At 65.7% G+C, this 24,541-nt stretch carries 23 protein-coding genes; 17 read left to right on the forward strand and 6 right to left on the reverse strand.

Features of this window, described 5'->3' with window-relative positions; genetic code table 11:
* Positions 1-5: 5 nt before the first annotated feature.
* From C9F12_RS04730 to lpxL, 12 genes are all read left to right on the forward strand, one after another.
* Positions 6-1,082 (forward strand): transporter, encoded by a 1,077-nt coding sequence (locus C9F12_RS04730; RefSeq protein WP_231498461.1) that lies wholly within the window; start codon positions 6-8, stop codon positions 1,080-1,082.
* 192 nt (positions 1,083-1,274) lie between these two features.
* Complete coding sequence (gene ftsB, locus C9F12_RS04735; protein WP_045991030.1) at positions 1,275-1,610, forward strand: cell division protein FtsB; 336 nt, start codon at positions 1,275-1,277, stop codon at positions 1,608-1,610.
* A complete protein-coding gene (gene ispD, locus C9F12_RS04740; protein WP_045991031.1) occupies positions 1,607-2,335 on the forward strand; it encodes a 2-C-methyl-D-erythritol 4-phosphate cytidylyltransferase in 729 nt (242 codons plus the stop codon). Before ftsB ends, ispD begins: the two co-directional genes overlap by 4 nt.
* Positions 2,336-2,349: 14 nt before the next feature.
* Positions 2,350-2,886: a 2-C-methyl-D-erythritol 2,4-cyclodiphosphate synthase gene (gene ispF, locus C9F12_RS04745; RefSeq protein ID WP_045991067.1), complete on the forward strand. Its 537-nt coding sequence runs from the start codon at positions 2,350-2,352 to the stop codon at positions 2,884-2,886.
* Positions 2,883-4,058: a tRNA pseudouridine(13) synthase TruD gene (locus C9F12_RS04750; RefSeq protein ID WP_071211075.1), complete on the forward strand. Its 1,176-nt coding sequence runs from the start codon at positions 2,883-2,885 to the stop codon at positions 4,056-4,058. Before ispF ends, C9F12_RS04750 begins: the two co-directional genes overlap by 4 nt.
* A complete protein-coding gene (surE, locus tag C9F12_RS04755) occupies positions 4,055-4,801 on the forward strand; it encodes a 5'/3'-nucleotidase SurE (RefSeq protein WP_108448140.1) in 747 nt (248 codons plus the stop codon). Before C9F12_RS04750 ends, surE begins: the two co-directional genes overlap by 4 nt.
* Positions 4,788-5,453, forward strand: coding sequence for a protein-L-isoaspartate(D-aspartate) O-methyltransferase (locus C9F12_RS04760; protein WP_045991033.1), 666 nt, complete (start codon positions 4,788-4,790; stop codon positions 5,451-5,453). Before surE ends, C9F12_RS04760 begins: the two co-directional genes overlap by 14 nt.
* A gap of 35 nt (positions 5,454-5,488) precedes the next feature.
* Positions 5,489-6,442, forward strand: a complete 954-nt coding sequence (locus tag C9F12_RS04765) for a DUF368 domain-containing protein (protein ID WP_108448141.1) — start codon at positions 5,489-5,491, stop codon at positions 6,440-6,442.
* Positions 6,435-7,607: a peptidoglycan DD-metalloendopeptidase family protein gene (locus C9F12_RS04770; protein ID WP_108448142.1), complete on the forward strand. Its 1,173-nt coding sequence runs from the start codon at positions 6,435-6,437 to the stop codon at positions 7,605-7,607. Before C9F12_RS04765 ends, C9F12_RS04770 begins: the two co-directional genes overlap by 8 nt.
* Before the next feature lie 110 nt (positions 7,608-7,717).
* Positions 7,718-8,713, forward strand: coding sequence for an RNA polymerase sigma factor RpoS (gene rpoS, locus C9F12_RS04775; RefSeq protein ID WP_108448198.1), 996 nt, complete (start codon positions 7,718-7,720; stop codon positions 8,711-8,713).
* A gap of 309 nt (positions 8,714-9,022) precedes the next feature.
* The gene (gene alr / locus C9F12_RS04780; RefSeq protein ID WP_108448143.1) at positions 9,023-10,132 is read left to right on the forward strand and encodes an alanine racemase; all 1,110 of its coding nucleotides are present in this window, start codon (positions 9,023-9,025) and stop codon (positions 10,130-10,132) included.
* A 44-nt stretch (positions 10,133-10,176) separates the two neighbouring features.
* Positions 10,177-11,097, forward strand: coding sequence for an LpxL/LpxP family Kdo(2)-lipid IV(A) lauroyl/palmitoleoyl acyltransferase (gene lpxL, locus C9F12_RS04785; RefSeq protein WP_108448144.1), 921 nt, complete (start codon positions 10,177-10,179; stop codon positions 11,095-11,097).
* A 57-nt stretch (positions 11,098-11,154) separates the two neighbouring features.
* Here lpxL and C9F12_RS04790 read toward each other — a convergent pair whose 3' ends face one another.
* From C9F12_RS04790 to C9F12_RS04810, 5 genes are all read right to left on the reverse strand, one after another.
* Positions 11,155-12,507: a DUF2254 domain-containing protein gene (locus C9F12_RS04790; protein WP_108448145.1), complete on the reverse strand. Its 1,353-nt coding sequence runs from the start codon at positions 12,505-12,507 to the stop codon at positions 11,155-11,157.
* 205 nt (positions 12,508-12,712) lie between these two features.
* A complete protein-coding gene (gene ettA, locus C9F12_RS04795; RefSeq protein WP_045991039.1) occupies positions 12,713-14,374 on the reverse strand; it encodes an energy-dependent translational throttle protein EttA in 1,662 nt (553 codons plus the stop codon).
* 271 nt (positions 14,375-14,645) lie between these two features.
* Positions 14,646-14,861 carry a hypothetical protein gene (locus C9F12_RS04800; RefSeq protein ID WP_108131385.1) on the reverse strand — a complete coding sequence of 72 codons (216 nt, stop codon included), beginning with the start codon at positions 14,859-14,861 and terminating at the stop codon, positions 14,646-14,648.
* 143 nt (positions 14,862-15,004) lie between these two features.
* A complete protein-coding gene (locus tag C9F12_RS04805) occupies positions 15,005-15,439 on the reverse strand; it encodes a PAS sensor domain-containing protein (protein ID WP_045991041.1) in 435 nt (144 codons plus the stop codon).
* A 397-nt stretch (positions 15,440-15,836) separates the two neighbouring features.
* Entirely contained in the window at positions 15,837-17,147 is a 1,311-nt protein-coding gene (locus C9F12_RS04810) for an MFS transporter (RefSeq protein ID WP_108448146.1), read from the reverse strand.
* A gap of 110 nt (positions 17,148-17,257) precedes the next feature.
* Here C9F12_RS04810 and C9F12_RS04815 point away from each other — a divergent pair, with 110 nt between their 5' ends.
* Entirely contained in the window at positions 17,258-17,527 is a 270-nt protein-coding gene (locus C9F12_RS04815) for a SelT/SelW/SelH family protein (protein ID WP_045991043.1), read from the forward strand.
* Positions 17,528-17,671: 144 nt separating this feature from the next.
* Positions 17,672-18,568 (forward strand): DMT family transporter, encoded by an 897-nt coding sequence (locus tag C9F12_RS04820; protein ID WP_045991044.1) that lies wholly within the window; start codon positions 17,672-17,674, stop codon positions 18,566-18,568.
* Between the two features lie 16 nt (positions 18,569-18,584).
* Here the strand turns inward: C9F12_RS04820 and C9F12_RS04825 are convergent, their stop codons facing one another.
* Complete coding sequence (locus C9F12_RS04825; protein WP_205254627.1) at positions 18,585-19,292, reverse strand: arylesterase; 708 nt, start codon at positions 19,290-19,292, stop codon at positions 18,585-18,587.
* 136 nt (positions 19,293-19,428) lie between these two features.
* Here C9F12_RS04825 and C9F12_RS04830 point away from each other — a divergent pair, with 136 nt between their 5' ends.
* The 3 genes from C9F12_RS04830 (at position 19,429) to C9F12_RS04840 (ending at position 24,466) form a co-directional block, all read left to right on the forward strand.
* Positions 19,429-20,181 carry an ABC transporter ATP-binding protein gene (locus tag C9F12_RS04830; RefSeq protein WP_108448147.1) on the forward strand — a complete coding sequence of 251 codons (753 nt, stop codon included), beginning with the start codon at positions 19,429-19,431 and terminating at the stop codon, positions 20,179-20,181.
* Positions 20,178-22,796, forward strand: a complete 2,619-nt coding sequence (locus C9F12_RS04835; RefSeq protein ID WP_240184173.1) for an FtsX-like permease family protein — start codon at positions 20,178-20,180, stop codon at positions 22,794-22,796. Before C9F12_RS04830 ends, C9F12_RS04835 begins: the two co-directional genes overlap by 4 nt.
* A gap of 161 nt (positions 22,797-22,957) precedes the next feature.
* On the forward strand, positions 22,958-24,466 hold the full coding sequence (locus C9F12_RS04840) for a polyphosphate:AMP phosphotransferase (RefSeq protein WP_162816391.1): 1,509 nt from the start codon (positions 22,958-22,960) through the stop codon (positions 24,464-24,466).
* Positions 24,467-24,541 lie beyond the last annotated feature (75 nt).

The following is a 24,541-nucleotide window of genomic DNA, read 5'->3' on the forward strand; positions in this document are numbered from 1 at the left end:
TCGACGTGAATATCGTCATCAACAGGACGCTCTGCCCGCCGTTGGCGGGCCTTTTACTGGCCGGTGCTGCGGCGCCTGCCCTTGCACAACAGACCGTCGGAGCCGAACAGCAAGAAGCGCTGGAATCCCAGGAGGCCTCGCGCAGCGTGCAGGATATTTTCCGCGAGGAGCACGCGCTGTTTTCCGATCGCCTGACCATCGAACCCGGGATCACCTACACCTACTCGGATCGGGATAGCCTGGCACTACGCGGCTTTCTGGCACTGGACGCCATCTTTCTCGGCGAGCTGAATCTCGACAATGTCGAGACCCACATTACCACCCTGGATATCAATACCCGTTATGGCCTGACCGATCGGCTGGAAGCCAGCATCAATGTGCCCTTCGTCTATCGCACCACCACCATCCAGTCCATCGGTGGTGAGTTCTCCACAGAACGCAATGTGGAGGATGACGTCGATGAAGCCGGGCTAGGTGATATCTCGGCGAGCCTGTCCTACCGGCTGCTGCCGGAGACCGTGGAGAGGCCCGACGTGGTGGTCAGTCTGGGGGTGCGTGCGCCCACCGGCAAGGACCCCTACGGCATCGAAATCGAGCAATCCGATACCGCCGGTAACCTGTCGGTTCCCAAGGAATTGCCCACCGGCAACGGCGTCTGGGGCGTGACTGCCGGGGTGTCGGTACTCAAGACTCTGGACCCGGCCATCGTCTTCGCCAACCTGGGCTACACCTACAATATCGAGGAAGATTTCGACGATATTTCGGCGGGTGAGGGTGATCAGCGCGCCGATGTGGATCTGGGTGACAGCATCAGCGCAGGCTTCGGTACCGCCTTTGCCTTGAATGAGCGGCTGAGTCTGGCGTTGTCCTACTCCCACGAATATATCCGCAAGACCGAGATTACCCCGGAAGGTGGCAACGAGACCGAGGTTATCGGCAGTGACGCCACTATCGGGGTGTTCAATATCGGTGGCACCTACGCCATGACCGATTCCACCTCGGTGGTCACCAACCTGGGCATCGGCATGACCGATGACGCCTCGGATATCAGCCTGACCTTCCGTATGCCGTTCCAGCTATAGAGCGGTTGGCATTTAACCAGCGCAAGAACGCTCGCCAGTGAGTCGGCCGACCCTCGGGGTCGGCCGATTGCGTTGGTGCCTCTGGTCTTGATGCGCTCTCCTGGCCATCGTGACATGGGCCGACCCGCGACTCGCCCCCGACCGGGCGGCGATGGCATACTAGGCGCCGAATCGAATGTCGACGGTACCTGCATGCTCAAGACCTTGGCGATAGTGCTGCTGGCACTGCTCGCCCTGCTTCAGTATCGACTGTGGCTGGGCCAGGGCGGTGTCATGGAAATGAATGAAGTCAGCGGGCGGGTGGCGGCGCTGGAGGCGGAAAACCAGCCCCTGCGCGATCGCAATGCTCGCCTTAGCGCCGAGGTGGTGGACCTCAAGACCGGTCTCGATGCCATCGAGGAACGCGCTCGCAGCGATGTGGGCATGGTGCGCACCGACGAGCAGTTCTTCTGGGTGCCCGGGGTCGAGACCGACGTCGCCCCGGTGGCCCAACCGACACCGGGATCTGCCCAGGGGGCCAGTGAATGAGCCGACTGTGGCTGATCGTGCCGGCGGCGGGCGTCGGCAAGCGGGTCGGCGGGACCTGCCCCAAGCAGTATCTCGAAGTGGCGGGGCGACCGGTGCTGGCGCATACCCTGGCGCGGCTGCATCAGAGCTTTCCCGAGGCGCGGCTGTGCCTGTGCCTGGCGCCCGATGACGACTGGTTCGACCCGGCGCTGGTCCCCTTTACCGACTGGCAGCGGGTGGCCGGCGGCGCCGAGCGCGTGCACAGCGTGGTCAATGCCCTGGCGGCGGTCGCCGCCCAAGGCGCCCCCGATGACCTGGTGCTGGTGCACGACGTGGCGCGCCCCTGTGTCAGCGCCGATGACCTGTCACGGCTCTACAACGCTGCCCTCGCGAGCCCTGACGGGGCGCTGCTGGCCTCGCCGGTGGCGGATACCATCAAGCGTGACGATGGCCAGGGGGCGGTGGCGAACACCGAGGACCGACGGGGTCTGTGGCAGGCCCAGACGCCCCAGGCATTTCGCTTTGCTCTGCTTCAGGAAGCTCTGGCCCGGGCGCTGGCGCCGGACGGCATCGGTGTCGGCCGGATCACCGACGAGGCGTCGGCGGTGGAGGCCCTGGGCCGCGCGCCCCGACTGGTCGCCGGTCGCCGCGACAATATCAAGATCACCCACCCCGAGGACCTGCGCCTGGCCGAGTTGATCCTGGCCGGCGACGCGGTGCTCCGGGATCTGCACGAGAGTTCATGAACATGCTGCTGCCCCTGCGCATAGGCCACGGCTTCGACGTCCATCGCTTCGGCGAGGGTGACCACCTGATGATCGGGGGCGTGCGACTGCCCTTCGATCGGGGGTTCGTGGCGCACTCCGATGGCGACGTTCTGTTGCATGCCATCAGTGATGCGCTGCTGGGCGCCTGCGCCCTCGGTGATATCGGTCACCTGTTTCCGGATACCGACCCTGAGTGGAAGGGCGCCGACAGTCGCGACCTGCTGCGGCGGGTGGTGGCACGGGTGGCGCAGGCCGGCTACCGGGTGGCCAACCTGGACGCCACCCTGATGGCCCAGGCGCCGAAGATGGCACCGCATCTCGGTGCCATGCGCGACGCCCTGGCCGAGGACCTGGGCATCGACAGGGGCGCCATCAACGTCAAGGCCACCACGACAGAGCGTCTCGGCTTCACCGGGCGTGGCGAGGGCATCGCCGCCGAGGCGGTGGTGCTGATGGCGGCCATTGACAATGATGCCACCAGCGCCGCCGGGGACCCTGGCGCCAGTGTCACGAGGGCCGAATCGACATGAGCGATGCCATCGTCTGGCCCCCGGACTGGCCACGCTATCTGGACGAGCGTTTCGGCGCCCCGATGGCTGGGCGTTACCGGGAAACCCCCGAGGATTTCCAGGTCGAGGAGGACCTTGGGTTCGCTCCTGAGGGCCAGGGCGAGCACCTGTGGCTGTGGATCGCCAAGCGTGACACCACCACCGCCAGGGTCGCCTCGACCCTGGCCCACCAGTGTCAGGTGAGTCGCCGCGACGTCGGTTATGCCGGCATGAAGGACCGCACGGCGGTAACGCGTCAGTGGTTCTCGGTGCATCTTGCGGGGCGTGAGGCGCCGAAAGATCTCGACGCACGACTGGCGGCGGAGGGCTATGTGGTCGAGGCCGCCAGCCGTCATCCGCGCAAGCTCAAGCGTGGGGTCCATCGCGGCAACCGCTTTCGTCTGAAGCTGACCGGCGAGGTGGCTCGGGACCCTGGGCTCGAACAGCGCTTCGAGGCCTTGGTGAGCGACGGGGTGCCCAACTATTTCGGGCCCCAGCGGTTCGGTCACGAGGGGCGCAACCTGAGCAAGGCCTGTGCGGTGCTCGAGCGCGGCTGGCGCAAGCGTGATGACCGCGAGGGCATGCTGTTGTCCGCCGCTCGCAGCTACCTGTTCAACGCCCAGTTGGCCGAGCGTCTGCGCAGGGGCTGCTGGCGAGAGGTGCTGGCCGGCGATGTGATGATGCTGGAAGGTACCCACAGCCTGTTCGACGTGGAAAGCCCCGATGACGCCTTGAAGGCGCGCCTCGAGCAAGGCGACATCCATCCAGCCGGGGTACTCTGGGGGACCGGTGGCAGTCGCGCCCGGGAGCGAGCCGAGGCGCTGGAGCAAGACGTCCTGGCCGAGGCGCCGGCGCTTTGCGCCGGACTCGAGAAGGCCAGGGTCAAGGCGTCCCGACGGGCGTTGAGAGTCATGCCCACCGAGGCCCGTCTATGGCGTCAGGGCGACGCGGTGTGGCTCGAGTTCCGCTTGCCCGCCGGGGCCTTTGCCACCGCCGTGCTGCGTGAGCTGATGGATCACCCCACCTTGAGCTTTCGCAACGCGCCGTCCGTCGACGAGCCTTTAGTGAAGGAGCCTGTGGCCAGGCAGCCTGGGGAAGAGCTGACCGGGGACGCGCAACCAGTGGCCGAGCAACACCAGGGAGATACACCATGAGGAGACTGCTGCTATCCAACGACGACGGCGTCAACGCGCCTGGCTTGAAGGCCTTGCATGACGCCCTCAGCCCCTATGCCAAGCTCAGGGTGGTCGCCCCCGATCGTGATCGCAGCGGTGCCAGCAACTCCCTTACCCTGTCGCGTCCGCTGTCGCTCAGCCCCATGGACAGCGGCTTCTACAGCGTCGACGGTACCCCCGCCGACTGTGTCTATCTTGGCGTCAACGGCGTCTGGGACGAGACGCCGGATCTGGTGATCTCGGGTATCAACCATGGCGGCAACCTGGGCGACGACGTGCTCTACTCGGGCACCGTGGCGGCGGCCATGGAAGGGCGCAATCTGGGCATGACGGCCATCGCCGTGTCACTGGTCGGGCACCGCTACTTCGAGACCGCTGGCCGGGTGGTGGCGAGCCTGGTAGGGGCACTGGAGCAGCTTTCGCTGCCGCCGCGCAGCCTGCTCAATGTCAATGTGCCGGATGTGCCGTGGGAGGAGCTGCGCGGCTTTCGCGTCACTCGCATGGGCTATCGTGGCCCCGCCGAACGCCCCATCGAGACGCGCGATCCCCGTGGACGGTTGCGCTACTGGATCGCCCCGGTGGGGGAAAATGCCGACGATGCGCCGGACACGGACTTCGCCGCGGTGGCGGAGGGTTACGTCTCCATCACCCCGCTGCAGACCGATCTGACCCGACACGCCGCACGCGATGATGTGCAGGACTGGCTTGATGCGCTCACCTGATCTCAGAGGCGTCGGCATGACGTCCCAGCGGACCCGGGACCGCATGGTCAGCCGCATGCGCGAGCAGGGCATTCGCTCGTCTCGCGTGCTCGAGGTAATGGCGCGGGAACCTCGCCACCTGTTCCTTGACGAGGCCCTGGCGCATCGTGCCTACGAAGATACCGCGCTGCCTATCGGCCATGGCCAGACCCTGTCGCAGCCCTGGATCGTCGGACGCATGAGCGAGCTGATCCTCGAGCAGGCGCCCGAGCGAGTGCTGGAGGTGGGCACCGGGTCAGGCTACCAGACGCTGATCCTGGCACGTCTGGTGACGGAACTCTGGTCGGTGGAGAGGATCAATGCTCTGCATCGTATCGCCGCCTCGCGCCTGCGCCTTTTGAAAACCTACAACGCGCGCTTGAGGCTGGCCGACGGCGGGCACGGGTGGCCCGAGGCCGCCCCCTTCGACGCCATCCTGCTGACCGCCTGCGCCAGCGAACTGCCCGAACCTCTGCTGTCCCAGCTGGTGGACGGCGGCGTGCTGATCGCGCCGCTGGAAGGGCACGATGGACGCCAGTGGCTGACCCGCGTGCGGCGCGAAGGAGAGCGCTTTGAATTCGAACGGCTGGAGCCGGTACGCTTCGTGCCGTTACTTGAAGGAGTAATTCGTTGAAACATTCGCTAGGCCTCTACCTCCGGGGTGCGGGCATGGGGGCGGCGGATGCCGTCCCGGGAGTCTCCGGTGGCACCATTGCCTTCGTCACCGGCATCTACGAGGAGCTGATCCACACCATCAAGCGCTTCGGTCCCAGTGCCTTCGGGGCGCTGAAACAGGGCGGCGTCAGGGGGCTCGTTGCTCACCTGAACCTGCGCTTCCTGCTTCCGTTGATGGCCGGCATCCTGACCAGCCTGATCACCGTGGCTCACCTGGTGGTGTGGCTGCTGGATAGCCATCCGCTGCTGCTCAACGGCTTCTTCTTTGGCCTGGTGGCGGCGTCGGCGCTGGTGGTCGGCAAGCACCCGGCCGACTGGCGCTGGTGGCACATGCTGCCGCTGGCGCTGGGACTGGTGCTGGCCCAGGCGCTGCCGTCGCTGATGCCGCTGGTCAATGCCCTCGGCAGCCCCTCGCTGGTACTGGTCGTCGGTGGCGCCATCGCCATCAGCGCGATGCTGTTGCCCGGCGTCTCGGGCAGCTTTCTCTTGTTGAGCATGGGCCTCTACGACGTGGTGATGCAGGGGATTCGTGGTTTTGATGTGCCGCTGCTGGGGCTGTTTGCCCTGGGGTGCCTGGTTGGCCTTTTTACCTTTTCCCGTCTGCTGTCGTGGCTGCTGCGGCGTCATCACACCGCCACCCTGCAGCTGCTGGTCGGGTTCATTGTGGGCTCGCTGCCGATCCTCTGGCCCTGGCGGGAGCTGACGCGCTATCAGCTAGGCAGTGACGATCAAGTCATCCCGCTGGACTATCGCTATCTGGCCCCCTGGGATTATTCTGCGGTGACCGGAGAGGCCGCGCAGCTGGTGGGGGTGACGCTGCTCGCCATCCTCGGCATGCTGGTGGTCCTCATCGTTGCCAGGGTCGGCGCTTCGTCCGCCGCCCGCGAAGACGCCAACGCTAGCCGCTCGACGCGGTCAGCCGACAAGGAGACACCACACGATGCATAAGACTCTCGTCATCTCCAGCCTGGCGCTGGTCCTGGCCGGCTGTGTCAATCAGCAGGGCCCGAGCCAGCCGGTCCAGGTTCAGGACCTGTCGTCGGCCCGTGCCGCACAGGTGCCTGCGCAGTACACCGTCGAGTCCGGCGATACGCTGTATGGCATCGCCTGGCGCCACGATATGGACTTTCGCGAACTGGCCCGGATCAATAATATCCAGCCTCCCTACCGCATCGACGTCGGCCAGACGCTGAGCCTGTCGGCCAACGGTCAGGCCCCGTCGTCGGGCGCCGGCGGCCAGCAGGTGGCGGGCGCGCAGGCAGGCCAGGGCGCAGGGCGGGGCGGGGCGGTGGCAACGCCCCTCGGCCAGGAAAGTCAGAACGCTCAGCCCTCCTCCGAGGATCTCGAGTGGCTGTTGCCGGACGGCAGCACCGAGACCGTGAGCGCGAGTACCGAGCAGATCAGCGGTACCGCGGCCCAGGGCGCGGCCGCCGTGGCCGGTGTCAGCGCGACCGCTCCGGGACCGGTGTACGACTACGACACCCCCGGCGCCGATGGTAGCCTGAGCAGTCAGGATGAGGCCGAGCGCGCCCAGCGCGAAGCCGAGGAGTCGGTGGTGGCGGCCGCCGAGGAAGAGGCCAGGGCACAGCAACAACAGCAGACCGAGGCTAGCGATTCTGCACAGTCAGAAACCGTTGCCGCCAACGCTTCACAGGACAGCGGCAGCAGCAGCCAGGCCACGTCTTCCAGTGGCAGCGAAAGCGCTTCAAGCGGCGGATCCCGGACCTATACGCCGGTCGATGAGGTTCCCTGGCAGTGGCCGGCCGATGGCCAGATTGTCAGCCAGTTCGGTGAGAGTTCGAGCATCACCGCCGGCATTGATATCGGCGGTCAAAAGGGGCAACCTGTCAGAGCGGCGGGACCGGGCAAGGTGGTCTATGCGGGCAGCGGTGTGCGGGGCTACGGCAAGCTCATCCTGCTCAAGCATAACGATGAATACCTGAGTGCCTACGCCCACAACGACAGTCTCAAGGTCAGCGAGAACGATGTCGTCGAGGCAGGCCAGGTCATCGCCACCATGGGGGATTCCGACGCCGAGGACGTACGCCTGCATTTCGAGGTGCGCAAGGACGGCCAGCCGCAGGATCCGACGAAATATCTTCCTTCCCGTTGAGAAACGGCAGTTTCTCCAGGATGAGCGTCACACAATAATAATCTTTGGCGTTGATCGTAGTGGGTGACGACAACGCCGGGTCGCAACCACGGGGTAGCTATACGATGAGCATGCTTGAACGGGATCTTCAGGATGTGAATCTCGAAACGGTAGACGAGGCTGACGAGGACGCCGTCGAGGACGTGACGGACGAGGTCGAAGAGGTCGAGGAAGCCGACGACGAGACTCAGGCGTTCGAGAAGGCGCTGGGTCGCGAGGATCGCTATGCGCGCCAGAGCCTCGACGCCACCCAGATCTACTTGAACGAGATCGGCTTCTCGCCATTGCTGACGCCGGAGGAAGAGGTCTATTTCGGCCGTCTGGCGCGCAAGGGCGACCCCCAGGGGCGGGCTCGGATGATCGAGTCCAATTTGCGCCTGGTGGTGAAGATCGCGCGCCGCTACCTCAATCGCGGCCTGACCCTGCTGGACCTGATCGAAGAGGGCAACCTCGGCCTGATTCGTGCGGTGGAGAAGTTCGATCCGGAGCGCGGCTTTCGCTTCTCGACCTACGCCACCTGGTGGATTCGCCAGACCATCGAGCGGGCGCTGATGAATCAGACCCGCACGATTCGCCTGCCGATCCACGTGGTCAAGGAACTCAACATCTACCTGCGCGCCGCCCGTGAGCTGACCCAGAAGCTCGATCACGAGGCCACCGCCGAAGAGATCGCCGAACATCTGGACAAGCCCGTCGAGACCGTCAAGAAGATGATGGGGCTCAACGAGCGGGTGTCTTCGGTCGACTACCCCATGGGCGGCGAGAGCGACAAGCCGTTGATCGAGACCCTCACCGACGACAACGAGCAGGGGCCCGAGTCGACGCTGGTCGATGGTGACGTCAAGGCCCACGTCAATCACTGGCTGGCGGAGCTTACCGAGAAACAGTGCGAGGTGGTGGTGCGACGCTTTGGCCTTCGTGGCCACGAGGCCGCGACCCTGGAGCAGGTCGGCGAGGAGATCGGCCTGACCCGCGAGCGGGTGCGCCAGATTCAGGTCGAGGCGCTCAAGAAGCTGCGCCGGATGCTCGACAAGCAGGGCCTGTCGCTGGACGCGATCTTCGAGTAGTCCCGTCAGCCTGGCGTGACCAGAGCGCTGTCGGCGGCGGTACCCGGCAAGCAGATGATATCAGCGCATGCTGGGGCGCTTGGATAGAGGCATGGTCCCGACCTTCAAGACTGATCCCGTGAGACGTATCCGTAAGCGCCAGGCCAAGCCTGGCGCTTTTTTAGTGGTTATGTCTGTGGGTCATCATGTTTATGGGGTAACCGACTATGTTGCAAGGAATTTATGGTTCTATATGCCATGAAATGACCATTTCTATCGAGCATAATATGGCGATATCGCTAGCCTCTGCCCACTGACCTCGGAGTCCCCATGTCTCGCCCCCTGATCGCCGATATCGACCTGGATGCCCTGCGCCACAACTACCGGCTTGCCGCGGGCCTGGCCCCAGGCAGCCTCAGCGTCGCGGTGCTCAAGGCGGACGCCTATGGCCATGGCGCCGTCGCCTGCGCCAGGGCCTTGTCCGGCGAGGCGCCGATGTTTGCGGTGGCAGCGATCGAGGAGGCGGTCGCCCTGCGCGAGGCCGGCATCGAGGAGCCCATCGTGCTGCTCGAGGGGATCTTCAGCGCCGATGAGCTGGCCCAGGTGGAGGCGCTTGGTCTGGGCATGGCGATTCACAGCGACTGGCAGCTCGAGGCCGCCCTGGCACGGCGCCCGGCCCGGCCCATCCCGGTGTGGCTGAAGGTGGACTCTGGCATGCATCGGCTGGGCTTCCCGCCCGAGCGGGCCGAAGCGGCCTGGCGGGCGCTCGAGGCGGCCCCCGAGTGTGTCTGTGATCTTCACCTGATGAGCCACTTCGCCACCGCCGACAGTACCGATGCTGGCTACTTTCAACGTCAGCGTGAGTGCATTGTGGCGCTGGCCGAGCGCCTCGACGCGCCCACCTGCCTGGCCAACTCGCCAAGTATTCTTGCCCAGCCCTCGGCCCACGGTGCCATCAACCGTCCGGGAGTGATGCTCTACGGGTCCGACCCACTGGAGGTCGCCAACAGCGCAAGCCAGCAGCTTGCACCGGTGATGAGCCTGCGCAGCGAGATCATCGCCGTGCGCGAGCTTCCCGCGGGGGAGCCGGTGGGCTACGGGGGGCGCTTCGTCACCTCTCGGCCCTCGCGTATCGGGGTGGTGGCCTGTGGCTACGGCGACGGCTATGACCGCCACGCGGTGGACGGCACTCCGGTGCTGGTCGACGGCAAGCGCACCCATGTGGCCGGCAAGGTGTCGATGGACATGATGACGGTGGACCTGAGCGAACTACCCGAGGCAGGCATCGGCAACGAGGTGGTGCTGTGGGGCCGCAGCCGTCACGGTGGCGTACTGTCGGTGGATGAAGTGGCCCGATTCTGCGACACCATCAGCTATACCCTGTTGACCGGGGTGCTGCCACGGGTGCCCAGGCGGTACAATGGCGCCGTTAGCGACTGACGGCCTGGCTCGTCGGTCGTCCTGATCGACCGACGAGGGATCGCATGTCCAAGGACACAACGACCGCGCCACGTTACTGGACCCAGCCACGCTACTGGCCGACCTACCTTGCCATCACCGCCATGCGCGCCAGCGCCTGGTTGCCGTGGCGCTGCAAGCTGGCGCTGGGCCGATTGATCGGACTGGCCGCCTGGCGTTTCGCCGGGCGTCGCCGTCATATCACCGAGACCAATATTCGCCTTTGCTTTCCCGAACTCGACCCGGCGGCCCAGGCCCGCCTGGTCAAGCAGAGCTTTCTGGCCAACGGCATCGGTATCTTCGAGACCGCCACCGGCTGGTGCCGGGATCCCGAACATCTGCGCCACCGGGTCACCTTCAAGGGCCAGGAGCATATGGCGAGGGTCCAGGCCGAAGGCAAGGGCGCGCTGATCATCGGCATCCACTTCTCCACCCTGGATCTCGGCGGCGCCCTGCACTCGCTGTTCTTTCCCGCCGACGTGGTCTATCGCCCCCACGACAATCCGGTGTTCGAGCGTTTCATGACCCGTGCCCGCAACGGCATCTTCGGTACCGCCATCGATCGTCATGACCTGCGTGGCGTGGTGCGACGGATCAAGGCCGGTCACCACGTCTGGTACAGTCCGGACCAGGACTTCGGCCGTGACGCCAGCGTGTTTGCGCCCTTCTTCGGAGTCGAGGCGGCGTCGATCAAGCTGACGGCCAAGATCGCCAAGATGACCGGCGCGCCGGTGATGCCGCTGATCTTTCATCGCAATCCCGACAATCGCACCTACAGCCTCGAATACCTGCCCGCCCTGGATAACTTCCCCAGCGGTGACGAGGTCGCCGACGCTGCCCGTATCAACGCGGTGATCGAGGCCGCGATTCGCCGCCATCCCGAGCAGTATCTGTGGATGCACCGGCGCTTCAAGACCCGCCCCAGGGGCGAGGCCAAGATCTACTGATGGACCCGCCTGGCGGGGCTTGCCGGCTTGGCCGCGGGCGCCCCGTCGGTCCAGGCGTCAACCGATCTGCTCGAGGCGCGCCGCCAGGCGTTCTCGCATGGGGGTCAGGTCGAGGCGGTGCGCGCCTCTTTCCAGGCGTTCCACGATAAAGGCCTGATCCATCGGGTCGCTGGCGCCGTCCGCCAGCGCCTGGCCGACCCGCTGAGCCATCCGCTGAATGCTGGGGAGCTGGTGTTCCCCGGCGAACAGTGACTGGGTCTTGAGCGACTTGAGCAAACCCAGCAGGGTGCTCTGGTCCTCGGCGCCGTAGGACAGGATCGGCACGAACAGGCGGTGCAGCAGGCTGTCGTAGCGTTCCACCGGCCAGGTCACACGGCGCTTGCCGTCACCGTCGACCATGGTGTTGGCCGGCTGCCACTTGAGGTAGCGGCACAGCAGATCGGTCATCCGGTGCAGGCACAGCCTGGCGGTGCCGGGGTCGTTGATCCCCGGGGACAGCGCCTTGATCGCCACTTCCATCATCTGGGTCAGTCCGTGGACGAAGTGCTCGTCGATGGATTCACCGTCGAGATAGGTGAGGGTGGAGAGCACCTCGTCGCACCACTCCTCGTTGGGCGTGTCCTCGCATTCCAGGATAGCAATGGGCAGACCTTCCACCACGTAGTCGCCGAAGCGAAACTGCAGATGCAGCACGCCACCGATGCGCTCGGCAAGCTCCGCCAGTCGCTCGAGGTTGGCGTTCTGCACATAGCCCGCCATGCGCGCATGGATCTCGTGACACTGGGCGCTCGGCGGTGCAGCCGAGGGCAGGTAGCGCCAATGGTCATCGGTTTCCTTGTCGTGCAGACGCTGCATGCTGGCCAGGGTGGTGCCATGGAGCCCGGAGATCACGGCGTCGATCTGGATCGACTGGGAGGCGTTGTGGATGAAATAGACGAACAGCGCCAGGCAGTGCAGCACCATGGCACAGGCCAGATAGATGGCGAGCGAACGCCAGGCGGCTTCGCCGTCGTCGACCTCCGGCACGATCAATAGAATCAGGATGAACAGGATGGTGCCCAGGTAGTGGCCGAGCACCCACTGATTGGCGCGCTCCGATACCAGCCCGAATACCAGCTTGTGGGAAAAGTTGCCGCCGGCCTGGGACAGCACCGACATCACCATGGAAAAGCTGAACACCATCAGCGAGATCATGCCGCCGAGCATCGCCGCCAGCAGTGACTGGGCGCTGCCCGGGGCGGTGAGACTGAGCTTCTGGATCACCTCCGGCAGCGAGGTGTCGCTGATCGGTGGGGCCAGCGCCAGCAGGCCGAGCAGACCGTAGACCAGGGCTGCCAGGGTCGGCAGGTAGGCGATGCTGGTATAAAAGGCGCGAATCAACCGCACCGGATGGAAGGTCAGCGATGACATGGCAGGGACCCTGTCAGGTAGCGGTGGATGGGATAGGTCGATGTCGACGACAAGATGCGTCGCATGTGGCTCTTATCGCTTCAAGCGTGCTGTCATGCAAGTACGCCGGTAAACGCTGGCGGCAGCGGAAAGACTGGAACTGCACAAACGACGACGCCACCGGCGTGGGCCGGTGGCGTCGTTGCAGTGCGCAGTGCTTGTCGTATCAGGCGTCGATACGCTTGTACTTCATCCGATGCGGCGTGTCGTCACCGACGCGCTTCTTGTGGTCGGCTTCGTACTCGGTGTAGTTGCCGGCGAAGAACTCGACGTGGGACTCGCCTTCGAAGGCCAGGATATGGGTCGCGATGCGGTCCAGGAACCAGCGATCGTGGGAGATCACCATGGCGCAGCCGGGGAAGGCCAGCAGAGCCTCTTCCAGCGCACGCAGGGTCTCGATATCCAGGTCGTTGGACGGCTCGTCGAGCAGCAGCACGTTGGCGCCCTGCTTCAGGGTCTGGGCCAGCTGCAGGCGGCCGCGCTCACCACCGGAGAGGTCCCTGAGGAACTTCTGCTGGTCATTGCCCTTGAAGTTGAAACGCCCGACGTAGGCCCGTGAGGAGACCTCGTAGCCGTTGATGTTGAGGATGTCCTGTCCATCGGACACCGCTTCCCACACCGTCTGCTTGTCGTCGAGGGCGTCGCGCATCTGCTCGACGTAGGCGATGTCCACCGTCTCGCCGAGCACCACTTCGCCGGCGTCCGGCTTCTCGCTGCCCTGGATCAGCTTGAACAGGGTGGACTTGCCGGCACCGTTGCCGCCGACGATACCGACGATGGCACCCTGGGGGATGGTGAAGCTCAGGTCCTCGTAGAGCAGCTTGTCGTCGAAGCGCTTGGACACCCCGTGGAATTCGATGACCTTGTCGCCCAGACGCGGACCCGGCGGAATGTAGATCTCGTTGGTCTCGTTGCGCTTCTGGAAGTCGCCGGACTGCATCTCCTCGAAGCGGTTGAGGCGCGCCTTGCTCTTGGCCTGACGGCCCTTGGCGTTGGAGCGAACCCACTCGAGCTCGTGCTTGATCGCCTTCTGACGCGAGGCCTCGGCCTTGGCTTCCTGCTCCAGGCGCTTCTCCTTGGCTTCCAGCCACTGGGAGTAGTTGCCTTCGAAGGGGATGCCCTGGCCGCGGTCGAGCTCGAGGATCCAGCCGGCCACGTTGTCGAGGAAGTAGCGGTCGTGGGTGATCGCCACCACGGTACCGGAATAGTCGTGGAGGAAGCGCTCGAGCCAGGCCACGGACTCGGCGTCCAGGTGGTTGGTCGGCTCGTCCAGCAGCAGCATGTCCGGGTTGGACAGCAGCAGGCGGCACAGCGCCACGCGGCGACGTTCGCCACCGGACAGGTGGCCGACATTGGCCTCCCAGGGCGGCAGCCGCAGTGCCTCGGCGGCGACTTCCAGCTTGCGCTCCAGGTTATGGGCGTCGGCGGCCTCGATCAGGTTCTCGAGCTTGGCCTGTTCGGCGGCCAGCGCGTCGAAGTCGGCGTCCGGTTCGGCGTAGGCCGCATAGACGGCGTCCAGCTTGGCCTGGGCTTCCTTGATCTCGCCCAGTGCCTCCTCGACGGTCTCGCGCACGTTCTTGGTGTCGTCGAGCTCGGGCTCCTGGGGCAGGTAGCCCACGTTGAGGCCCGGCATCGGCCGTGCCTCGCCTTCGATCTCGGTGTCCACGCCGGCCATGATCCGCAGAAGGGTGGACTTGCCGGCGCCGTTGAGACCGAGCACGCCGATCTTGGCCCCGGGGAAGAAGGACAGGGAGATGTCCTTGAGGATCTGCTTCTTGGGGGGCACGACCTTGCCCACCCGGTTCATGGTGTAGACGTATTGCGCCATGGGAACTCGCTAGTGTTGGGGAAACGATCACCACCGGCGCTGACGGACGCCCTGGGCGTCGACAGCATAGCCAGACGTGGACGATGCCGCGTTTCCACTGGGGTTCGCGGAAAAAAAGCTGGTCACAGATGATAGAGCCGGAGGCGCACAAACGCCAGCCGTGTGGCGAGATCGAGGGGCGCCCCACGCAAGGTGAGGGGATTCGCCAGGCGAGAGCGAATGGCGGGGGCGATGCACTGACCGCCCCGGGAAAGACAGGTGGCGCTGGGTGCTATTCCTCTTCTTCTTCCTCTTCCTCGTCATAGCCCCAGTCGTCATCGATGGCCTGGCGCAGGCGACGTTCCTCGAGCAGGGCTTCCACTCGTCGGCGGGCGCGCAGGGTGTCAGCACGGTTGGAAGGACGACTGCGGGAATAGTCCTCGTCGTTGACCGCCTCCTGATCAGAGAGGTCGAGGTAGGCATCATCGAGAAGGGAATCACGGCTCATGTGAAATCTCCCATGGCCAGAGCGCCGAAGCGCGTCTTGTCACACCATGCTTCCGACGGCGGGAAGCGCCAACAGAATCCGAGGACTCTGTTGGCTATATAAGCGGGAATCGAGAAAAGTGCAAGAGGGAGGCGTGGACTGGCTCAGGCGCTGTCGGCGCCGTCACGCAGGCGATCGATCTCGGCCAGGTTGGCCACACGTTCGCTGACGTCCTTCTGGACGCCGATGAAGTAGACCAGCTCGTCACTTTCGTCCAACACCGGGGTCAGTGACAGCTCGTTGTAGAACAGGGTGCCGTCCTTCCTGTAGTTGCGCAGAACTTCGCGGCAGGGGCGCAACTCCTTCAAGGCCTTGCGCACGACGTCGAGGGCCGGCTGGTCGGTATCGTCGTTCTGCAGGAAGCGGCAGTCGCGGTAGAGGATCTCGTCCGCGCTGTAGCCGGTCAGGCGCTCGAAGCCCTGATTCACGTAGATCAGAATATGCTCGTCGCCTTCCTTCTCGGCCACCACGATCCCGTCTTCCGAGGCGTTGACGATGCGTTCGAGCAGTTCCGGGGCGATCATGTTCGGTCGTGTCATGGGACGTCCTGTTGCGGGCTTGGCGTTACACCCTTGTTGCCTGGTAATCAGGGGCCGGGGATTCAGGGGCCAGGATGTGCACCAAACCGGTGGTCTCTCAAAGACGGTTTGTGCGCAACCTCGGGATGTAATGATGGCTCTAATCGGCAAAATTTGATGCTAAGCATGGCCAGGCGGCGAGATTAAATCAATGGTCCGCTAAGGAAACGCTGCATAAATTGCTGCGCTCGACATCTCGACCGCCGGCGGTACTCAGGGTCCTCATTTAACCCCTGTAAACTCGAATCCTTGCGTTCCGGCGGCAACCGACCTGTCATCGCTCGCGACATTTCTTCAGCGCTTCCTGTCGTCTTTGCTGTGGCGGTAGTGTGGAGCGGACGCTGAGGCTGCCCTTGCGTCACTCTACCTCCGGCAGGCGCAGCGCGCTGAGGGCGGCCAGGGCGGCGGTGGCGGCCAGCACCAGCAACAGCGGGCCGGCGCCGAGCCATTGCGCCAGAGCGCCGATCACGGCACCGACGATCAGCATCAGCACGCCAGTGATGGTGTTGGACAGGGCCACATAGAGGGCACGATTGTCGGCGCCGGCCATGTCGACGATGTAGGTCTTGCGACCGAGGCGAATGCCCGAGTGGACGATGACCAGCAGCGCGTAGACCAGGGCGTAGGGCCAGACACTTGCGCTCATCGACTCGGGCAACCAGGCCAGCGATGCCCCCAGCAGGCAGCACAGGGTGGTACCGATGGCACCGTCGCGCATCACCGTTTTGCTGGAGGCATCCGAACGCTTGCCCCAGATGGGGCTGGCGACCATGCCGGCGACCCCGGATACCACGATCAGAAGTCCCAGTCCGCCAAGTTCGGTGCCGCCGTTGTCCTGGGCCATCAGCGCGACATAGGGCAACGCCAGGGCGCTGGACAGCAACAGGGCGCGGGTCAGATTGAAGTTACGAAAGGCGGCGTCGTCGCGCATCAGGGCGAGGCCGGTCTTGACCGAATCCCAGGCGTTGGCGCCGCCGTCGGTGGCGCCTTCCGCTTCTTCGATGGCGGCGGCGCATAGCGCATTGAGGGTCCATCCCAGCGCCGCCACGCCAAGCAGCACCGCCAGGGCGAGCTCGCCGGGGCGGTCGTCGAACAGCACCAGCACCGCACCGGCGGCCAGGGTCACGGCGCCCGCCACGCTGCCGCTCCAGCCCATCAGGGTCCCGCGACGTTGCTTGGAGATGGTCTTGCCGAGCACGTCCTTGGTGGCGATGGACGACAGCCCCCGGGCCAGCGACAGGGCGACCAGGGCCAGCAGTACCAGGCCGCCGCCAACACCGCCGGAACCGATCAGGGCAAGAACCGACAGCGCCGCGGCGGCCAGCGCCTGGAGCAATCCACCGACCACCCAGACGCCCTTGCGCCGGGGTTTCAGGCGGATAAATCCGGCCACGAACAGTTGGGGCAGCAGGGCGCCGGCCTCCCGAATCGGCACCAGCAGGCCGACCATCCAGGTCGGCGCGCCGATGGCGCCCAGTAGCCAGGGCAGGACCAGACGGGCGCTGGAGAGTTCGTCGGCGAGCTTGTTGCCGAGCGACGCCAGCAGATGCAGGAAGAAGTTGCGCGGCTGCTCATCGCAGGCGCTGTCCGGGATGTCCTTGCACAGGCGACTGTCCTCGTCGCCGGTGAGCCACTCGTAAAGTCGCGTCTGGGTTTCGCCACTGGCCATGGAGGCTGTCCTGACTGTTATGATCGAGGTTTGAGGGAATACGGTGTACACGCTGCCTTGCAGCGCGTCGCCGGTGTTTCCACCTACGTGCTGGAACAGGGAGGCTGAACGTGGCACGCATTCGGATTATCTACTGTACGCAATGTCAGTGGCTCTTGCGTAGTGGCTGGTATGCCCAGGAGCTGCTCTCGACCTTCGGCGAGGATCTCGAGGAGGTGACGCTGGTGCCTTCCCACGGCGGACATTTCGAGATCCGGCTGGATGACGAGACGCTGTGGGAGCGCAAGCGAGATGGCGGCTTTCCCGACGTCAAGACGCTCAAGCAACGGGTCCGCGACGGCATCGCTCCCGAGCGCGATCTGGGCCATCTGGACCGTTGAATGTTGCCGATGGTCATCCTGTGTTGACGGTCTGAACGCGGGCTCGATGGCGTCATCCTGATTGACCGCGTCGCTGATTGGCGTGGCCATGGCCCGCTGCTCCTTGCCCTCATCCTTGTCCTCATCTTTACCCCAGGGAATGTCATGACAACTGATCGACAGGCCATGGCCTTCGGCCTTGGCGCCGTGGCGTTGTGGTCCACGGTGGCCACCGCCTTCAAGCTGGCGCTTGCCCATATGAGCCCGCTGGAGCTGATGTGGCTGGCGGCGCTGGTGTCCTGGGCGCTGATGAGCGTGCTGATGCTGCGGCGCGGACAGCTGCATCAGGCACTTCGTCGCGGCTGGCGCACCGCTGTGTGGGCCGGGCTGATGAACCCGGTGGCCTACTACCTTGTGCTGTTTGCGGCCTATGACCGGTTGCCCGGACAGGAGGCCATGGCGCTCAACTACACCTGGGCGCTGGCCATGGCGCTGCTGGCGGTGCCGATCCTCAAGCAGCGGTTGACGCCGATGGACGTGGTGGCCGGCCTGGTGGCCTACGCCGGGGTCTGGGTCATCGCCACCCGCGGCCAGGTTTTTGACGTGGCCTTCGCCGATCCTCTGGGCGTCGCACTGGCGCTGGTGTCGACGCTGATCTGGGCGTTGTACTGGCTGTTCAATGCCCGCGACCGGCGTCCTCCGCTGGTCGCCCAGTGGCAGAACTTCAGCGTCGGGGTGCCGGTGCTGACGCTGCTGATGGTGCTGGGGCCAGGCTTTCAGTGGCACGGCAGTGCCGCCCTGGGCGCGGGCATCTATGTCGGACTGTTCGAGATGGGCGTCGCTTTTGTGCTATGGCAGGCGGCGATGCAGCGGGTGTCGCGCACCGCCAAGGTCTCCAACCTGATCTTTCTGTCACCGCCGGTGTCGCTGATGCTGCTCTACCTGGTGGTGGGCGAGCCGATACTCCCCTCGACCCTGATCGGACTGGTGCTGATCCTGCTGGGGCTTGGGCTGCAGCAGTGGCAGAAGGCGCCGGCTCACGTCGAGCCATCCTCCTCGTAGGGGCCCGCGGAGCGCCTCAGGAGGCGCTCGCTTGCTCGCTGCGTTCTTTGCTTTCCTTCTGGCTGGAGGGCTGGGTCGACACCGCCTCGGTCCCCGGCGTCTCGGTCTCGTCCAGCAGGGGCGCAAGGCTCGGCCAGACGTTGTCGAGCAGCCTCGGCTGGGCCTCGGCGGTGGGGTGGATGCCGTCGTCCTGCATCAGCTCGGGGTCCAGCGCCACCCCTTCGAGCAGGAAAGGCACCAGCGGCACCTCATGGGTGTCGGCCAGTTCTCGAAAGACCCCGGTGAAGGCCTGACGGTAGGCGTCGCCGTAATTCGGGGGAATATCGATACCCAGCAGCAGCACCTGGGCGCCGGCGGCCTGGCTCTTTTCGATCATGCCTTCGAGGTTTGCCGACATCTGGCTCGGCGGAAGACCCCTGAGTCCGTCATTGCCGCCCAGCTCCAGCAGAACGATGTCCGGGTCGTGCTGTCGGAGGAGTTCAGGGAGACGGGTGGCGCCCCCGCCGGTGGTTTCGCCGCTGATGCTGGCATTGACCACCTCGGCGCGGTGCGCCACTCGCTCGGCCAGCAACGCCACCCAGCCGGCGTCCCGTTCGATGCCGTAAGCGGCGCTCAAGCTGTCGCCCACCACCAGCAAGGTCGGCGGGGCTGTGTCAGACTGGGCCCAGACCGACCCCGGCACAAGGGCGGTCAAGACGCAGGCCATCATCAGTGTCTTCAGCATCCGCCTGGCGGGCGTTGCCCGGCGATCCTGCGCTCGTCTTCCTGACGTCGTGGCATCAGCAGCGCCGAAGCGCGAGGCTCCAGAAAAAAACCGCCGTGCCGCCCCAAACGTCCAAGTCCCAGGGAATGCCATCACCATGTCGCTGTCTCCTTCCGAGAATACCGTCCCGACCACCGTGCTGCGCGCGCGAGGCCTGTCCAAGCGGGTCGCCAGCGGAACGCGGGAACTGACCATCCTGCGCGAGCTTGAGCTCGACGTACAGTCCGGCGAGAGCGTCGCCATCCTCGGCCAGAGCGGTGCCGGCAAGTCGACCCTGCTGGCGCTGCTGGCCGGTCTCGATACGCCGAGTGCCGGCGAGCTTGCGATGTTCGGTACATCGCTTGCCGAGCTAGACGAGGACGGTCGCGCGGCGCTGAGAAACACCCGAGTGGGCTTCGTGTTTCAGAACTTCCAGTTGCTGCCGACCCTGACAGCGCTGGAAAACGTGCTGCTGCCGACCGAGCTGTCGACCCTTGCCAACCGTGAGGCCCGTGCCACCGACTGGCTCGGTCGAGTGGGGTTGGGCGAGCGCCTGGATCACCTGCCCAAGCAGCTGTCCGGCGGCGAACAGCAACGGGTGGCGCTGGCGCGGGCCTTTGTCACCGGCCCCGAGCTGGTGTTTGCCGATGAACCGACCGGCAATCTCGACCCGGACACCGGGGAGCGCATCATTCAGACCCTGTTCGAGCTCAACCGTTCCGAGGGCACCACCCTGGTGCTGGTTACCCACGACCACGCTCTGGCGAGGCGCTGCGATCGGTGTCTGCGCCTGGCCGACGGCCAGCTCACCGAGGTGACATCCAAGCTTCCAGCCGAGGCGCCAGACGCCCAGCGGGAGGCCTCGGCATGAGTGAGCGAAGCTCCACGGCGAAGGGCCAATTGGGACGTCAGCTGGTGATGGCGGCGCGCTCTCTGCGGCGCGATCTTCGTGCGGGTGATGTACGCGCCTTGCTGGTGGCGCTGACCCTGGCGGTGGCCGCCTCGACCATGATGGGGTTCTTTCTCGACCGGCTGGAACGTGGCCTGACCCGTCAGGCCAGTCAGATGATGGGCGGCGATGTGGTGCTGGAGCAGTCCGATCCCTTCGCTCAGGAGATCCGGGAGCGTCTGGAAGGCGCCGGCATGCGCCTGAGCGACCAGGTCGACCTGGTCTCCATGGCCAGTCGCGATGGCGCCTTTCAGCCGGTCAGCATCAAGGCGGTGGACGAAGACTATCCACTCTACGGCGTGTCCCGGGTCGACCAGGGCGCCGGCGTCGAGGAGCTCGCCAGTGGCCCTGCGCCAGGCGAGGTGTGGCTGGCGCCGAGGCTCGAGACGCTGCTGGACATCGAACTCGGCGATAGTCTGACGCTGGGCAGGGGCGAGTTCCAGGTGACCGGCTGGATCGAGCGGGAGGCCGACCAGTCTGCCGGCTTCGGCAGCTTCAACCCGCGGGTGATGATGCACGTCGACGACGTCGAGGCGACCGGCCTGATCCAGCCCGGTTCGCGCATCGAGTTCGAGATCCTCGCCGCCGGCTCGCCCCAGGCGGTGGAGACGCTGTCGCCCTGGCTCGCCCGCCTGCGCGCCGACGGCGTCGAGGTACGTGACGTGCGCGAGGACCGGCCGCGGCTGGGCTCGGCGCTGGAGCGAGCCGAGACCTACCTGAGCCTGGCCGGTCTAGCCGCCGTGCTGCTGGCCGGGGTGGCGGTGGCCATGGCGACGCGGCGCTACGTCGATCGCCATCTGGATACCGCCGCGCTACTGCGCTGCTTTGGCGCTTCCCAGCGGGACCTGGCGCGTATCTTCACCTTCCAGCTGGCCGGTCTGGCGCTGGTGGCCTCGCTGCTCGGCGCGCTTCTGGGGCTGGCGGGGCAGGCGTTGCTGCTGGGCTTGATGCAGCGTTTTCTGCCGCTGGAGCTGCCTCCTCCCGGAGCGTTGCCGTTGTGGCTGGGTGTGCTGACGGCACTGGCCGTGCTGGCCGGCTTTGCAGGGCCGACCCTGCTGCGCTTGAAGCGGGTTAGCGCACTCAAGGTACTGCGCCGGGAGCTGGACCCCTTGCCCGCCTCCGGCTGGTCGCTGCTGCTGGCGGCGGCGCTGGCCTTCGGTGCTCTGCTTTGGCTGTACTCCGGCAGCCTGGGGCTGGCGGCCGGGCTCTTGGCCGGCGGCATGGTGGCGCTGGGTGTACTGTGGGGCCTGGCGGGCTTGATCCTCGATGGACTGTTGCGTCTGGCTGCGCGGCTGGAGGGTGGCGATCCCGCTGGTCTGCGCGGGGCGTTGCGTCTGGGCGCTCGGCAGTTGGCGCGCCGTCGCAACGCCAGCCTGGGGCAGATGCTGGCATTCGCGGTGACCTTCTTCGCCATGACCATGATCGCCCTGGTGCGGGGCGATCTGTTGACCACCTGGCAGGCGCAGTTACCCGAGGACACACCCAATCATTTCGCGATCAATATCCAGCCCGGCGAGCGCGACGACTTCGAGCAGCGGCTCGAGGCCATCGCCGAGGCCAGCAGTGATCTCTACCCCATGGTCCGCGGGCGTATCACCGCGATCAACGGCCAGCCGCCGAGGCAGGCCGTGCCCCCCGAGGCGAGGGGAGAAAACGCCCTGCGCCGGGAGCTCAACCTGACCTGGCGGGAGGACCTGCCGAGCGGCAATCGTCTGGTGGCCGGCGAATGGTTTGCCTCGCGCGCCGAGGCCGGCGGCTGGCTCGACGAGGTGGACGCCCAGCCGTCCTCGGCGCCCGCAGGCGATGACGTCGCCGAGACGGCGCCGATCTCCATGGAACGAGAACTGGCAGAACGTCTGGGGCTGGCGCTGGGGGATCGTTTAAGTTTCACCATCGGCGCCGACACCCTGGTCGGTGAGATCACCAGTCTCCGCGACCTCGATTGGGACAGCTTCAAGCCCAACTTTTACGTGATCTTCCCACCTGGTGTGCTGGAACGCTACGGCCATAGCTACATCACCGCCTTCTATCTGGAGCAGCAGCAGAAGCGCGAACTGGGGAGCCTGGTCCAGGCCTTCCCGGGGGTGACGCTGCTCGACGTGGATGCCCTGCTGGGGCAGGTCCGTGAGGTGCTGGGGCACGTGACCCGGGCGGTGGAAGTGGTGCTGGCCTTCGTGCTGCTGGCCGGGGTCAGTGTGCTCTACGCCGCGTTGATCGCCAGTCAGCCGGTACGTGCCCACGAAAGCGGCTTGTTGCGCGTCTTTGGCGCAGGTTCGCGTCTGCTCGCGCGGGTGCAGTGGGCTGAATTTGCCGTTCTGGGACTGGCCAGCGGCCTGATGGCGGCGCTGCTGGCGGAGGTCGCCACGGCCGCGTTATATCTGCTGTGGCTGGATCTGCCGCCGCGGGTGCATCCCTGGGTCTGGCTGCTGGTCCCGACGCTCGGCGCTGTGGTACTGGGTCTGGTAGGGCATCTGTTGTCCCGTGGCATTCGGCGACAGGCGCCGGCGGCGAGCCTGGGGCTGCTGGGCGAGGCCTGAAAGGCGAATCATCATGAAAGGGCGACGCGTCTCACGAAACGCGAAGCGCCTCATGCAAAGCGATGCGCCTCATGAAAAGCGATGCGCCTTATGCAAAGCGAAGCGCCTTATGCAAAGCGAAGCGCCTTATGGAAAGGGAAGTGCGTCATGAAGGAGCGACGATGACCAGGACCAAGGTGGCAAAGGGAAAGAAGCGGGGCTCAACCAGCAACGCCTCTCGCAAGAACGCCTCCGGCAAGACCATGTCCGCCGAGGAGTGTCAGCGGTTTCGCCTGCTGACGGCCCAGCTGGAATTGGCCCAGCGAGCGGATCGGGCAGTGGTAGTGCTGGTGGCCGGCCACGCCGCCACCGGCAAGGGCGAACTGATCAACCTGCTCAACCACTGGCTGGAGAACCGGTTGACCGAGGTGCACGCCATGGTGCCCGGCGACGAGGAGCGCCGGCGACCTTACTGGTGGCGATTCTGGCGACGTCTTCCAGGGCGTGGCCGGCTCGGGGTGTTCGTCCATGGCTGGGTCGGCGATGCGGTGCTGGCGCGGGCCTCCCGCGCCTTGGGCGAGGGCGCCTACAATGACCGCATCGAACAGATGCGTCAGTTCGAGGCGGAGCTTGCCGCCGACGGGGTTCGCCTGGTCAAGCTGTGGCTGCAGATCGATGCAGACACCCAGCGACAACGACTCGAGGCCTGGGCCGCCGACCCGGCCAGTCGCTGGCAGGTCACCGACGAAAAGTGGCGCCGCCACGCCCAGCATGGCCTGCTCGATGAGCTTGCCCGCGACCTGCGTGCGCGCACCCACTGTCGCCACAGTCCCTGGATCGAGCTCGACGCGAGCCCCGGCAACGACCTGCTGCCCCAGGTGGCCGAAGTCCTCGAGAAGGTCATGGCAAGCCCTGTCCCGGCCCTCGAGCGCCCCGAGACTCCCCCACTGAATGCCATCGCTCCCCCTCGGCTCGACGCCCTCGAGCATGACGATCCGCCCCCACGACTCAAGAAGCGCGACTACAGCGAGCGCCTGGCCGACGCCCAGGCCAGGCTGGCCCAGCTGGCGCGCAGTGCCGCGCGCCAGGGAGTGCCGTTGGTGGTGGTATTCGAGGGCCATGACGCTGCCGGCAAGGGCGGCGGCATCCATCGCCTGACCTCGGCGATGGATGCTCGTCAGTACCGTGTGCATCAGATCGCTGCGCCCACCGAGGAGGAGCGCCTGCACCCGTGGCAGTGGCGCTTCTGGCATCGCCTGCCCCGCGATGGCCGGGTGGCGATCTTCGACCGCTCCTGGTATGGCCGGGTGCTGGTGGAACGGGTCGAGGGCCTCGCCGATGAGCGGGACTGGCGACGCGGCTTTGAAGAGATTCGCCAGTTCGAGGCGCGCCTGCTCGAGCACGGCACCGTGCTGGTCAAGCTGTTCCTGGCCATCGACAAGGACGAGCAGCTCGAGCGTTTCGAAGCCAGGGCCGAGACTCCTCACAAGCGGCACAAGCTCACCGACGAGGATTGGCGCAACCGCGAGCGCTGGGACGACTACCAGCAGGCCATCGACGAGATGTTCGCGGAAACACATGCCCCTGGCGGCGAGTGGGTGCTGATCGACGCCAACGACAAGCGTCGGGCGCGCCTGGCGGTGATCGAGGAGGTGAGTCGGCGGTTGTCGGCGCGCCTGCCGCTGGATTGAGTGACCGATGTCCTGTCAACACTGCTGAAGGCCTGTCGACGGATTCGTTCAGGCGCTACAGTGAAGGCTGACACA

This window comes from Halomonas sp. BN3-1 (genome assembly GCF_003056325.1).
Taxonomy (GTDB): Bacteria; Pseudomonadota; Gammaproteobacteria; order Pseudomonadales; family Halomonadaceae; genus Halomonas; species Halomonas litopenaei.